This is a genomic window from Fluoribacter dumoffii NY 23, assembly GCF_000236165.1.
GTDB classification, from domain to species: domain Bacteria; phylum Pseudomonadota; class Gammaproteobacteria; order Legionellales; family Legionellaceae; genus Legionella; species Legionella dumoffii.
Map to the genome: position 1 here is coordinate 2128770 of NZ_CM001373.1, position 12885 is coordinate 2141654.

The window sequence follows — 12885 nt, forward strand, 5'->3', positions numbered from 1 at the left end:
CATGAAAATTAATTGACATAGATTGAATCCTGGGAACAACTTAGTATAATCAGTACATTTTGAACAAACAGGACAAAATCTATGAGCCAGGATTTGCATTTTGAACAATCGATTACCGAACTCGAAGAAATTGTCAGACAGCTCGAAAAAGGAGAGCTTTCTTTGGAAGACTCCCTCAAGCAATTCGAAAAGGGGATAAGCCTGGCCAGACGATGTCAAAATGTGTTACACAAGGCCGAGCAAAAAATAGAAACATTAACTTCTGCTGAATACAGCTCGGATGAACAATTAAGTGATAAGTGACTACATACAACGGCATGAAGAGTTCCTTGGCAAAATCATCAACGAATCTTCCGTCCCTGCAACATCCATACGTACTGCTATCAATTATTCCCTGTTTCCCGGCGGGAAAAGAATTCGCCCCATTCTGGTCTATTTAACAGGAAGTTTAATTGAGCTGGATTTAAGAGTTCTTGATGTGATTGCCGCAGCAATCGAATTAACCCATTGCTATTCTTTAATCCATGATGATCTTCCCGCTATGGACAATGATGATTTCCGTCGGGGAAAACCGAGTTGTCATAAAGCCTTTGATGAGGCAACTGCGATTTTGGTTGGCGATGGCATGCAAGCCCTGGCCATAGAAGTACTGTTAACCCATCTATCGCCTCTGCTCCAACCCCGGCAAGTGATCGCAAGCACACTCGAACTTGTTAAAGCCAGCGGTATCAGTGGAATGGTAAGCGGCCAAAGCCTGGATTTATCTGAATTAGCCAAATCATCTACTGGCGAAGAGCAGTTGAGGGAAATTCACTATCTTAAGACGGGACGGCTCATTCTCGCGTGTGTTGAAATGGTTCTCAATGCCCATTCATCAGTGACGGAAAGCGAGAAAACCGCTTTACGGACTTATGCCACCCATCTGGGTATAGTCTTCCAAATGCAAGACGATTATCTGGATCATTACGCCCCCGCCGAGATATTGGGCAAGGGACGTTCCTCTGATTTGGCCAATCAAAAAACCACCTTTGCTACCTTATATTCCAAACATAAACTGGAAGAGGAAATCAATGAGCATTTTCACATGGCCCTTGAGGCATTAAACCTGTTTGGGGAAAAAGCGCGTCCCTTGGTTGAGTTAACCCAACAATTACAGAAGCGGAGCAAGCTGGATAAGTAATCCGGAACAAGAAAAAGAGCTTAGGATGAGTACCGGCCATGAAACGATAAAGAAGTGCGACACCAAGCGTCAAGCAACGAGATTAACCCTTTGGGCGCACGATTTGGGAAATAGGGATTACAGTTTCTATCCCAAGTTCTGTTTTTCTTTGTTCGCCTTTCCAGGCATGCCCATAGACCACTTCATAACTCAATGGATATTTTCCTTGCTCTGTTCGCAGAGCAGCGTAATTTTGTTCAAAGTGGCGCCAGGCAGTTTTACCTGTCAACCCCTGGTTTCTTTGGGGATTGATATTTTTTACTCCCTGAGCTTTCAGAGAGTGTAATAATTTTGACAGCGATCCATAATGCACTTCCAGTACCTCCATATCCATTACCGGATCGAGAAAATGCTCTGAAACCAGGCTATCCCCTACGTCATGCATGTCAGCAAATTCATTAACATGTGCATAAGGATTGACTCCAGACCATGCCTGCTTTAACTCTTTAAATGTATCCGGGCCCAATGTAGTAAACATCAAACAACCATGTGGTTTCATGATCCGGTTTAATTCCCGAAAAATGAGGTTTAAACTACCGCCCCAGTGAATCACTTGATTGGCAAAAACCAGATCAAAGGTGCCGGTAGCAAAGGGCATACTTCGCATATCTGCAGCTACTAATGGCCATTTCCGACGCCAGCTTTGTTTTTTTTGGGCCTGAATGAGCATAAATTTCGCCAAATCCAAACCTATAACTTGTGCTTTCGGATAAATACGGGTCAATTCATTAGAAAAATAACCTGGCCCGCAACCCACATCCAGGATACGTTGAGGCTTGATATTTAAATATTGCAAACGTCCTAATAACCGTACCCCAATTTCTTGTTGTACTTTGGCAGCATGTTCGTATTCAGAAGCATGCTGATTAAAAGCCTTGCTAATTTCATAGATAACAGCCATGATAAAACCAGGAAAAATTAATGGAATCCAACACTCGTGCGCCGGAAAATAGGGAGTTTAACACAAAGTTTGCGTTTGCACTCACTTTGTATTTTATGTAATCAATTTCATAACTCAGGAATGGCAATTTGCTCTTGTTGTATTCAATTGATGCCTCGATTAGGTTATGCATGCCAATACTGCGCGTATCCTTTGCCCGATGCCCATCCATTGATTTGCGGCCGTTGTATTAAGAACAAACCATTCTTTGATCGTGCACTCATTAATTATACTTTTGAAGAGCCATTACGTGGCCTTTTGCATCAATTTAAATACCACAATGGACTCTATCTCGGTTCATTTTTAAGTCACTTAATGATGAATGCTCTGCCACATCCTGAAGATTTGCCGCAATGTTTCATTCCAGTGCCCATGCACCCGCAACGAATTAAATCTCGCGGCTTCAATCAAGCGGCAGTTTTAGCTCGCATTTTGGCCAAAAAATTGCAGTTACCCTATGATTTGACCCGCTGCAAAAAAATTCGTAACACCTTGCCGCAGGCAAGTCTTGATGGGGAACAAAGACAAAAAAATTTACACCACGCCTTTACAACCAAACAACTCCCTTGGCAGCATGTAGCCCTTATTGATGACCTTTTAACTACAGGGAGCACAGCAAATGAACTGGCATTCACTTTAAAAAAGGCCGGGGTAAAACGGGTGGACGTCTGGTGTTGTGCACGAACGGTGGTAAAATTGTAAGCACAGCCGGCTTGCCGATAAAACGAAAAAGCCTGATTACGAAATAACCAGGCTCCGAATGAAAAATAAATGAGCGTTATTTTAATTCAATTTGCGGGATTAGTGATGACTTGTCGATACCGCAAAACTCCAACATCATGAGCATATCAATTCCATAAGGATTGGTATTGTGTTGTGCCCCATTGACAGTTAAACAACCGTAACCATGTCCAAAAGATTGATAGGTAAGCTCATTAGTATCTGCAAAAGATTGAATTGCTTCACGGGCGAGCTCTAAATCCCCATCAAATGTTCCTTGTTGAATATTTAACTTCTTATTTTTAATATGAATTGCAACGGAATTCTGCTTATTTTTCTCTTCTGAAAAAAAGCTCGGATTATATTCTTTCCTTGCTATCCTTCCTTCAATTTGCTGTGATGGTCGATACATTTTTTGCCCCTTTCTAACAAAACTGCGCGATTATATTTGCCTTTTATAGGATAAGCAATTTCATAAAATGCCCCTTAAAGCGTTTCAGAGCCGCTGCAAATCATTCATTAGTAAATGGACGAGGAGCACACAAAAAATAATAAACACCAATCGATGCAATAACAGCTCCATAGGCACAGAAACAGGCTTGCCGCGAATTTTTTCTACAATTGCATAGACAATCGACCCACCATCCAGTCCAGGAATGGGTAACAGGTTAATCACGGCAACTGCAAGGCTTAAGGTGGCGATAAAAAACAGAAAAACTGCAATTCCTTGCATAAGCGATGCTACAGAAGCCGCAAAAATTCCAATGGGACCTAGCAAGACTGAAAAAGGAATCGCCCCGGTGAATAATTGTTTCAGGATCATCATAAAAAAATAAACCATTTTAACCATAAAACTATTAGCCTCGTGCATTGCATCCACGAGGGTGGGAGCCTGGAGTTTATTTTTGGGTGCAGACAAATTGGGTTTAATGCCGAGCTGGCTCAATAAAGATGTTTTTACTCCACGGAAGTGTTCATGACTTAAATCAAGCGTTACTGCTGATTGTCTGCCATCCGCATGCAACAGGGTCACTGGGATGTCTTTTTTTCCCCAAAGGATTACTAACTGCATCCCTACATCGTTCCAGGTGGGAGAGGGCTCACCACCTATCGCTATCAATTTATCCCCCGGCAACATTCCTGCGCGCGCCGCAGTACTATTGGGTGAGACTTCCTTGATTTCTGGTGAAGTATAACTAAGGCCTATACTGTAGACCAAAACAAATGTAAACCAGGCAACAATCAGATTGGCAGCCGCCCCAGCCAGTAAAATCAGGATTCGCTGCCAAACAGGTTTTTTATCGAAACATTCAGGATATTGTGAAGGTTCCACAGGAGTAATTCGGGTATTCTCAAACTGGACATATCCACCCAGGGGAAAAAAAGCCCACACCCACTCGCAACCACTGCGGCTTTGCCAGGTCAATAAGGGTTTGCCAAATCCTATAGATATTTTTTTAATTTTTACTGCAAAAATCCGCCCTGCCAGTGCATGTCCGCCCTCATGAATGCCAACTACCAAAATTAAGGTCAAGATGATGGCGATAATTGCCAAAAACATAAATTACTCCTTCACCGGGGGCGAGTATTATCTACTATCAATTGTAATACTGGTGTTCCTTTTCTACCATTTAATTCATAACCTTTACGATATACCTCAAAAATTCGGTACGCCTGATTGGATTCACTATCTACCAATTCAACATCATCACCTTGCTCATCCATTAATGTAACGGTTAAATGAATCTCACGAAATGCGGCAATGTGATATCGTTCTTTAAATAATTCCAATACTCGTGCCAAACTTTTTGCTGCTTCTTCGCCACTATGCTCGCCTTGAAGGATAATATCCATAATCGTCTCCCCATAAATTGGGATTTTCTTATAAAACCCTCTACTCTTGTTAGCGACCGAAAAAACATGTACTTTAATTTTACAAGTGTTTTTTGTCATTCCTGGCTCGGCCTAGGGGTAAAGGCAGCGTTATTGAAGAAATCCACGCCCGAATTTTGCTCCCTGTATCGAGATTGCAGGAAGTTCACTATGGAAATAAGAATAAGAAATAAAGCCCTTCTACTACAAATTTAATGGCTAATCGTTTACAATTCCACGATTAGCTCTAAAATTCATATTCAAGTATTTTATATTCTATGGTGTTTGTTGCTTGCGGATTAAATCATAAAACTGCTCCAATAAACGTGCGTGAAAAAGTCGCATTATCTCCGGCTACCCAGGATTTCGTCCTTGAGAGTTTCTTAAATCTTCCTGAAGTGAGTGAAGCCGCTATTTTATCTACCTGTAACCGCACTGAAATTTATTGTGACATTCAAGATCCACAAGTCATTTTGCAGTGGCTTGCAAAAGAATACCAGTTATCTCGGGACGCATTATCACCTTATATTTACATACATGAGGATCATCAGGGAATTAAACACCTGTTACGGGTTGCCAGTGGTCTGGATTCCATGATGATTGGCGAACCCCAAATTCTTGGGCAAATGAAACAAGCATACCAGCATGCATGCAGCCTTGGGGCCATCAAAACAGAATTACGCCCTATTTTTGAATATGTGTTTAGTGCCTCAAAACGGATACGCACTCAAAGCGGTATTGGAACTAATCCGGTTTCAATTGCCTATGCAGCAGCCCACTCCATAGGTCAATTTTTTACAGATTATAAATCGCTCAAAGTTTTTTTAATTGGTTCAGGTGAAACCGCTTCCCTGGTAGCCAAATATTTACGTCAACAAGGTGTTGAACATTTTATGGTCGCGAGCAGAACGCTGGAAAATGCAGAGAAGCTTGCAAACACCTTTAATGGGCAAACGGTGCCTATTACCAATATTGCAGAATATTTGCCTAAAGCAGACGTTATTGTTTCTGCAACGAATTGTCCCATCCATTTCATTAATAAAGATTTGGTTGAGCAAGCATTAAAGCAAAGAAACCATACACCAATGTTCTTCTTGGATTTATCAGTTCCCCGCGATGTGGAAGAACATATTAAGGAACTCGAGCAAGTCCAACTTTATAATATTGATGATTTGCAATCCATGATTGATAAAGGAATGGAAGAGCGGCGTCACGCCGCCTTACATGCAGAGCAATTAGTCGAAACAGAATTAAATAAATTCATCCGCAAACACCGTTCGCTTAAAGCAAAACAAGTAATTTGTGATTACCGCAGTCAAATGCAAGATTTGGCTCAAAAGGAGCTGCAGCGCGCTTTAAAAAAACTATCCGCCGGCCAATGCCAGCAAGTTGTTTTAAACGAGTTTAGTGAGCGTCTGGTTAATAAGCTCACCCATAATCCTACAGCGGGTTTACGGCAAATAGCCAAAGATGGCCGAGAGGAGTTATTTACTTTAGCTCAATATCTTTTTAATACAACAACACATCAATCATCCTATGAAGAAATCTCTTGAACTCAAACTGCAGCAAATGCTGGAGCGATATCAGGAAGTGGGTCGCCTTTTATCAGAAGCATCCGTAATTGCAGATCAGAACCAATTTAAAACGCTTTCAAAAGAATACGCGCAATTAGAACCAGTTGCCCAATGTTATGAAACCTATATTGAGGCAAAAAATAATTTATCTTCGCTGCAGGAATTACTCGAAGGTGATGATAAAGAATTGGCCTCAATGGCAGCAGAAGAACTGGAAGGGGCGCAAAAACAGTTAGACGAACTTGATGAACAGTTACAATGGCATTTGATCCCTAAAGATCCTGATGATGAGCGTAACGTTTATCTTGAAATCAGAGCCGGAACCGGTGGTGATGAAGCCGCAATTTTTTCCGGAGATCTTTATCGTATGTACAGCCGATATGTGGAAGATCAGGGTTGGCAACAAGAGTTAATCAGTGCCAGTCATGGAGAGCATGGCGGATATAAAGAAATAATAGTACGCATTAGTGGTCAGGCAGTTTATTCGCAACTGAAATTTGAGTCTGGTGCGCATCGGGTTCAGCGCGTACCCGAAACTGAATCTCAAGGCCGTGTCCATACTTCAGCCTGTACTGTTGCGATTATGCCTGAAGTGGATGAAATCGATGACATCCAAATTAATCCGGATGATTTACGAATTGATACCTACCGCTCCTCAGGTGCGGGAGGCCAGCACGTCAATAAAACCGATTCGGCGATACGTATCACTCATATTCCCACTGGTGTGGTAGTAGAATGCCAGGATGAGCGCTCACAGCATAAAAACCGTGCCAAGGCGATGTCATTACTTAAAACCCGCTTGCTGGATGCAGAACAAAGCAAACAAAAGAAAGAACAGGCACAAACACGCAAATCATTAGTGGGTAGTGGAGATCGCTCCGAACGCATTCGTACTTATAACTATCCTCAAGGTCGATTGACGGATCACCGGATTAATTTAACCATTTATCAACTTAATGATGTAATGGAAGGCAATTTAGGCTTGGTTATTGAACCCTTGAAACGTGAGTATCATGCAGAATTGCTCGCAGAACTGGGACGAAATGATTAATATTCGCACGGCTCTGGGAAAATCCCCGGATTTGGAAACAGAAATTTTACTTTGTCACGTCTTAAACAAAACAAGAGTCTATTTGTTTGCCCATCCTGAACAGTTATTAAGCCAATCCCAATGGGAGATGTTCCAGAATTTACTGGCGCAGAGAGCACAAGGCATCCCGGTTGCCTATCTCATAGGTGAGCGGGAATTCTGGTCGCTTAATTTAAAGGTCAATCAGCATACTTTAATTCCCCGGCATGAAACGGAACGCCTGGTAGAACTGGCACTGGAGCTGATTCCCAATCAACCCGACATCCATGTCCTCGAATTAGGCACAGGAAGCGGTGCCATTGCTCTGGCTCTTGCCAAGGAAAGGCCCCATTGGAATATTGTCGCTGCAGACATCATCCAGGAGGCCTTGAGCATTGCAAAATTAAATGCGCAAAACCATAAGATCCAAAACGTAAGTTTTTACCTGTCCAATTGGTTTGATAATATCCCGCAACATCCCTATCACGCTCTGGTTGCCAATCCTCCATACATTTCCGAACACGACCCGCATTTATACCAGGGAGACCTGCGTTTTGAACCAAGGAATGCTTTGGTGAGTAGTCAAGACGGCTTAGGTGATCTACAATGTATAATTAAGCAAGGTTATGAGTATCTTCTGCCGGGTGGTTTGATTTTATTAGAACATGGGTACGATCAAAAATTACAAGTGCAGACTATACTCAATGAATTACAGTATAAAAACGTCACCTGTTGGCAAGACATTCAGGGTAATGACAGAGTAAGTGGGGGTTGGCGATAATTTTATTGATGATACAATAGTTTTTTGATATACCTTACCGCTTTCTGTGCACACAGGTTGTACGCAATGGGTACGGAGGCTAAAATGACTGAACAATTAATTGATAAAACCAATGAGAGACGACACAACGTGAAAAACGACGCAATAGGTAGTATGGGAATCACCCCCTACAAGGAAACTCCAGGTGAAGAATATATGAATGAAAAACAGTTGGCACATATTGAAAAAATATTGCTGGCTTGGCGTCAATCATTGATGGAAGAAGTTGACCGAACCGTTACACACATGAAAGATGAAGCGGCTAATTTTCCTGATCCTTCCGACAGAGCGAGTCAAGAGGAAGAGTTCAGTATTGAATTACGTACTCGTGATCGCGAGCGCAAACTGATTAAGAAAATTGAGGATGCTTTAGAACGCTTGAGAAATGAAGACTTTGGTTATTGCGAAGCTTGCGGTATCGAAATCGGCCTCAAACGCTTAGAAGCAAGACCTACTGCGACCTTGTGTATTGATTGTAAAACTTTGTCCGAAATCAAAGAAAAACAAAACCAGGGTGCCTAACTCAATCGAGCTCTTCCCAAAACCCGGCACTGATTCAAAGTACCGTCTTTTGTTAAAGAGCAAGGTCAAGCAAACCGGAAAATCAGCAACCCACTGCATTTAAATTAAACATTTATGCCATTCCCGCGAAGGCGGGAATATTTTCTGCGAATGAAATGCTGAACCCCTATAAAAAAAGTTTCTATCTCCAAAATCGTTTAGCTTATTGTCTATGAAAACGCTGCTGAACTTAGAAACTCAAACCCGAAGGATATATCAAAGCCCATTGGGACCTCCTGAGACAATCTCCCGTTCAGGTAAAGTACCGGACCTGTTAAAACCCTATTCATTAAATTTTTAATGCAAAATGCTCAAAAAGGCGGAGCATGTTGGAGCATTTTTACGGGTTCCAAAAGTTCAGGAGCAATAATAAATTTCGATGAATCTTTTCCCTCGATGTCTTCCGCATAATTCGTTAGACGCTTGGACTGGCAAATTGTATCTTCTTTAACTCGAAACAGCGCAAACCCACACCGTCTTTTACGCATCACCTCTCGAACCTGATTCATTCGTTCATTAGAGTAAATGATATTAGGGGTGTACGCTGAAACCAGGGTATCATGATAAGGATGTTTGGTGTAACTCATTACTTTATCTCCTTTTTCAAGAAACATAAACCCGAGCCGACTATTTAAAATTTTTTTGATTTCCTTTTTTAATACTGCCTCCACAGGTTTGGTTGTATTTTTTTTTAAGAAAAATGAGTGCATATTTTTTGCTCCTATTTAGTATTCCTTATCATTATTACTGAAAACATATTTAACGAAATACCGTAGAAATACGGTAGTAAACATCTCTAGTTTTAATTCTGGTTTCATATTTATTTTTTATTCTATGTGTAGGAATGAAGAAGTTGTTGCCTTGGAAGCAACATGAACTGGAGCAAAATGATGAAATTTTTTCAACCCCACGAAAACCCTAGACGGAGAGTAAATCCGCGCAACTCTTGCCCAATAAAAGAAATACGAGAACATATTATCAAAGACAGTCAAAAAAATGTAACTGTCGAACAGGCGATATCGATGCAGACTGGAGGAGGCTATAAAGCAGATGATTGGCAACAACTTCGCTTAGGAGAAGTTGCCACAAACTCTCTCATTCAATCCCTTATTGGCAAAAAGAGCATTATCGAAGCACCTGCTAATTGCAATACAATGGAGTTTAACGATTTTCTGCACTGGTTGGAACAACCGGTTCCCAAAGGAACCAGCAGATACTTTGCGCTGCCTGATGCATTTGGATCAGGAAGAATCCATGGGTATCATTGCAAAAAAGATGAGCATTATCATCAGAAAGTTCAGGTTGGTGAACCCAAATGTCCGGAGACTAAAAAAACGCTACTGCCATTAAGACAGTCACTAGGAATATTTACTGTCCTTGATTGGATGCTGGATGTCCCCGTTGTTGCCGCCAGCACCTCTTCCAATAGCGAACATGGAAAAGGTGGAGCCATTCAACTGATCGTTTCCCAGGGGCTATTACTGTATCTCCATGCGAATGTAAGTCGGTATGTAGAGCAATATGATGACCGCTACTCGGTACAAAAAGCAGTTAGATACCGCTCACCATGGGGAGATGAAATGAAGTGGGAAATAAGTTCTGAAGTAGAAACAACAAATACTGTCTATCATTGCTCCCCAGACAGCAATGCAGTAAAAGGGGCTCCTCCAAGACTTGGTTAAAAGGAATGGGCCAGGGAAGGCCTAATATCGACTGAAGATAATTGGTATCTGAGTGGAAAGCAGGAATTATTTATACTAGCATAAAAATAAGAAAATATTGGTTTTAAAGTATGTATGAACTCAATGATTCACCGTATTTTATTTACAGTAATTTGATTAAAGAATACTGTTTGCCGCTATTTAATTTAACTCCTGTCAAAGGCTTTACTTTTTGCCGTACTTATGAGGATAAAACTGCATTTCTCCTAACTACCGAATATCAGTTTAACCTGGAATGCATTCAACATGAAAAAAGAATTTCCAAGCTTGAAATGCTTCGTACGCCAATGCATACCCTGGAGGGCTATTTTCTAAACTCCCCCGCCCTTGATGGAAAATCCTCTGCTTTTTATGAAACTACTGCGCAAAAATTTGGATATGGGTATAGTTTTACTATTGTCAGAAAGCATGAGAATTACAGTGATTACTTTCATTTTATCGGGGACAAATATCAAATTGATATGAATAATTATTATGTACATAACAAGGCTTCACTAAATAAATTTTGTGATTACTTCATCGAACGAGCAGCAAAAATATTAACTTACAGTGAAAAACAAAATAAATTCATTTTACCTAATACCGCCATAGAACCCTTCCCAATAAAATCTTATGCAGGTACTTTGGATGAGTTTTTCAAAGACTACTCTCTTGAGCGTTCAGGAATCAAATCAATTAGTTTATCCCAGCGGCAAATTGAATGTGCCCGCTTATTAATTATCGGTAAAACAGCCGAGGAAATAGCAATTATTCTTGGTTTATCAAAACGTACTATTGAGCATTATATTAATATTTTAAAAAGAAAATTAAATGCCCATAATAAGGGATTTCTGATTACAAAGTTGCTTCAATTCTTTCCCGATGAATTCACCTCAATTTCCTAAGAGCGTTGGAGTAATGGACGATATGAGACCATCATTTGATGAATTCTCAAAAGAATACTGTATTTATACGGTATGACCTATTTCAATTGTTCATCTTATCTTAATGAGCCTCCTGTAACTTATTAATTAAAGCTATAGGAGATGTCATGAAAGTTAAAAATGGTAAATTTGTTGATTCGTACAACGGAAAATACAAACGTCGAAAACGTCAAGTTGAGGCAATTAATGCTTATCTGGACAAAAATGGACTGGTTGTGCATGACTCGATAGATAATGGGGATTGCTTCTTTGATGCAGTGTCGCAACAGCTTGGCCAGATGCCTGGATTAATCTCTTACTCCATCGAGGATCTAAGGGATATTTGCTCAAACTACGCTGAAAGTCATGCAGAAAGTGAACTGTTTGCTCTTTTAAAAAAAAGAGAGGATTTTAAAGATTTTAAAAATATTAAGGACTATGTCAGAAAAATTAAAAGTGATGATCCGCCTTTATGGGGAAATCAGGATTGTGAAGGAGTGATTCTTGCCAGATATTTCAAAGAAAATCTGGGTATTGAGCTTGTTTTCGAAGTCATAAATTATGAATTGCATTTTGATGAAATAAGCGGTGAGGAAATTTCAGTTCAGGATGTATTTTATATTCGGGCTGAAGGCAAAACCTCCACCAATCCAGATCCGGACAATACTGCTCCTTGCATCCGATTATTTAATGCTTTAAATCATTATGTTGCATGCAGTCGCACTGCCCCGATGCAAATGGAACATGGCAATTCATCTGCCCACTCTACACATCAAACTGATACAACAGAATCCGCTGCAATGAACCACAGCAGCCTGAAAAGAATAATACACATCTTACGCGATGAGGGAATATTGGCTGAAGAGCCAACCAACGAAACAGGATCAGCGACAGGTGATGCTATGGAGAACAAGGAACTTAGGATCTTTAATAAAAACTTCCTGACAGCTTGCGTACTACGGCTTGTGCAGCTGGAAGATAATCTCGGCAATAGAAATGAGGTAGTTGCTATTGGCAGACTGTTAAAAAGCTATTTTGATTTACTGAAAAAACCTGAAAGCAAAGAAAGTCTGGTGCAATTCAATTCGGATTTAAACCTTGCCCAGCAAGCAAGCCAACCATCTCAAATTATCGCTATTCTATATTGGGGGCTAAAAATTATTGGCTTATTAGGAGGGGCTACCTTGGGAGCTGGCCTAAGTGTGCTGAATATGAATCAAACCCATTTTTTATCATTGTCCGGCTCTGGATATAGCCTTGGGGATATTGCCGCCAAAAAAGGTTTTTTTGGCAATAGAAAACAATTCTCTCTTGCCCTAGATGAAATAAAAGAAGACTTACAGTCGAACTGGAACAAGTCATTATCTTAGCACTCTGCAAACGGGATTAGACAGTTGGTTATTTTAAAATGGGGCTGTCACATCACGTTTGCTTTCCGCGATATTATTTTCAGCAACCGTAACAAGCGACTTACTCCCTGATAAAAA

General features: G+C 40.7%; 15 protein-coding genes. 10 read left to right on the forward strand and 5 right to left on the reverse strand.

Annotated features, from left to right (window positions below; genetic code table 11):
* Window positions 1-81: 81 nt before the first annotated feature.
* Both KYQ_RS09515 and KYQ_RS09520 read left to right on the forward strand, forming a co-directional pair.
* Window positions 82-303 (forward strand): exodeoxyribonuclease VII small subunit, encoded by a 222-nt coding sequence (locus tag KYQ_RS09515; protein ID WP_010652711.1) that lies wholly within the window; start codon window positions 82-84, stop codon window positions 301-303.
* Window positions 293-1180 carry a polyprenyl synthetase family protein gene (locus KYQ_RS09520; protein ID WP_010652710.1) on the forward strand — a complete coding sequence of 296 codons (888 nt, stop codon included), beginning with the start codon at window positions 293-295 and terminating at the stop codon, window positions 1178-1180. The genes KYQ_RS09515 and KYQ_RS09520 overlap by 11 nt, the downstream gene beginning before the upstream one ends.
* 82 nt (window positions 1181-1262) lie before the next feature.
* Here KYQ_RS09520 and bioC read toward each other — a convergent pair whose 3' ends face one another.
* Window positions 1263-2120 (reverse strand): malonyl-ACP O-methyltransferase BioC, encoded by an 858-nt coding sequence (bioC, locus tag KYQ_RS09525; RefSeq protein ID WP_010652709.1) that lies wholly within the window; start codon window positions 2118-2120, stop codon window positions 1263-1265.
* A 36-nt stretch (window positions 2121-2156) separates the two neighbouring features.
* Here bioC and KYQ_RS09530 point away from each other — a divergent pair, with 36 nt between their 5' ends.
* Window positions 2157-2861 carry a ComF family protein gene (locus KYQ_RS09530; RefSeq protein WP_010652708.1) on the forward strand — a complete coding sequence of 235 codons (705 nt, stop codon included), beginning with the start codon at window positions 2157-2159 and terminating at the stop codon, window positions 2859-2861.
* A gap of 76 nt (window positions 2862-2937) precedes the next feature.
* On the opposite strand, the gene KYQ_RS09535 is transcribed toward KYQ_RS09530, so the two are convergent.
* From KYQ_RS09535 to KYQ_RS09545, 3 genes are all read right to left on the reverse strand, one after another.
* Window positions 2938-3291, reverse strand: coding sequence for a hypothetical protein (locus KYQ_RS09535; RefSeq protein ID WP_010652707.1), 354 nt, complete (start codon window positions 3289-3291; stop codon window positions 2938-2940).
* A gap of 84 nt (window positions 3292-3375) precedes the next feature.
* Window positions 3376-4440 carry a M50 family metallopeptidase gene (locus KYQ_RS09540; RefSeq protein ID WP_010652706.1) on the reverse strand — a complete coding sequence of 355 codons (1065 nt, stop codon included), beginning with the start codon at window positions 4438-4440 and terminating at the stop codon, window positions 3376-3378.
* 11 nt (window positions 4441-4451) lie between these two features.
* Window positions 4452-4733 carry a hypothetical protein gene (locus tag KYQ_RS09545; protein ID WP_010652705.1) on the reverse strand — a complete coding sequence of 94 codons (282 nt, stop codon included), beginning with the start codon at window positions 4731-4733 and terminating at the stop codon, window positions 4452-4454.
* Window positions 4734-5029: 296 nt separating this feature from the next.
* Here KYQ_RS09545 and hemA point away from each other — a divergent pair, with 296 nt between their 5' ends.
* The 4 genes from hemA to dksA all read left to right on the forward strand — a co-directional run bounded on the left by hemA (window position 5030) and on the right by dksA (window position 8736).
* On the forward strand, window positions 5030-6304 hold the full coding sequence (gene hemA, locus KYQ_RS09550) for a glutamyl-tRNA reductase (protein WP_010652704.1): 1275 nt from the start codon (window positions 5030-5032) through the stop codon (window positions 6302-6304).
* Complete coding sequence (gene prfA / locus KYQ_RS09555) at window positions 6288-7376, forward strand: peptide chain release factor 1 (protein WP_010652703.1); 1089 nt, start codon at window positions 6288-6290, stop codon at window positions 7374-7376. The genes hemA and prfA overlap by 17 nt, the downstream gene beginning before the upstream one ends.
* Window positions 7369-8175, forward strand: coding sequence for a peptide chain release factor N(5)-glutamine methyltransferase (gene prmC / locus KYQ_RS09560; RefSeq protein ID WP_010652702.1), 807 nt, complete (start codon window positions 7369-7371; stop codon window positions 8173-8175). Before prfA ends, prmC begins: the two co-directional genes overlap by 8 nt.
* 84 nt (window positions 8176-8259) lie before the next feature.
* Window positions 8260-8736 (forward strand): RNA polymerase-binding protein DksA, encoded by a 477-nt coding sequence (dksA, locus tag KYQ_RS09565; protein WP_019349929.1) that lies wholly within the window; start codon window positions 8260-8262, stop codon window positions 8734-8736.
* A 350-nt stretch (window positions 8737-9086) separates the two neighbouring features.
* On the opposite strand, the gene KYQ_RS09570 is transcribed toward dksA, so the two are convergent.
* On the reverse strand, window positions 9087-9485 hold the full coding sequence (locus KYQ_RS09570; RefSeq protein ID WP_010652700.1) for a hypothetical protein: 399 nt from the start codon (window positions 9483-9485) through the stop codon (window positions 9087-9089).
* Window positions 9486-9662: 177 nt separating this feature from the next.
* On the opposite strand from KYQ_RS09570, the gene KYQ_RS09575 reads away from it, so the two are divergent.
* The 3 genes from KYQ_RS09575 (at window position 9663) to KYQ_RS09585 (ending at window position 12768) form a co-directional block, all read left to right on the forward strand.
* A complete protein-coding gene (locus KYQ_RS09575; RefSeq protein ID WP_231294538.1) occupies window positions 9663-10457 on the forward strand; it encodes a hypothetical protein in 795 nt (264 codons plus the stop codon).
* Window positions 10458-10567: 110 nt separating this feature from the next.
* Entirely contained in the window at window positions 10568-11380 is an 813-nt protein-coding gene (locus tag KYQ_RS09580) for a helix-turn-helix transcriptional regulator (RefSeq protein ID WP_010652698.1), read from the forward strand.
* Between the two features lie 146 nt (window positions 11381-11526).
* A complete protein-coding gene (locus tag KYQ_RS09585; RefSeq protein WP_010652697.1) occupies window positions 11527-12768 on the forward strand; it encodes an OTU domain-containing protein in 1242 nt (413 codons plus the stop codon).
* Window positions 12769-12885: the final 117 nt, after the last annotated feature.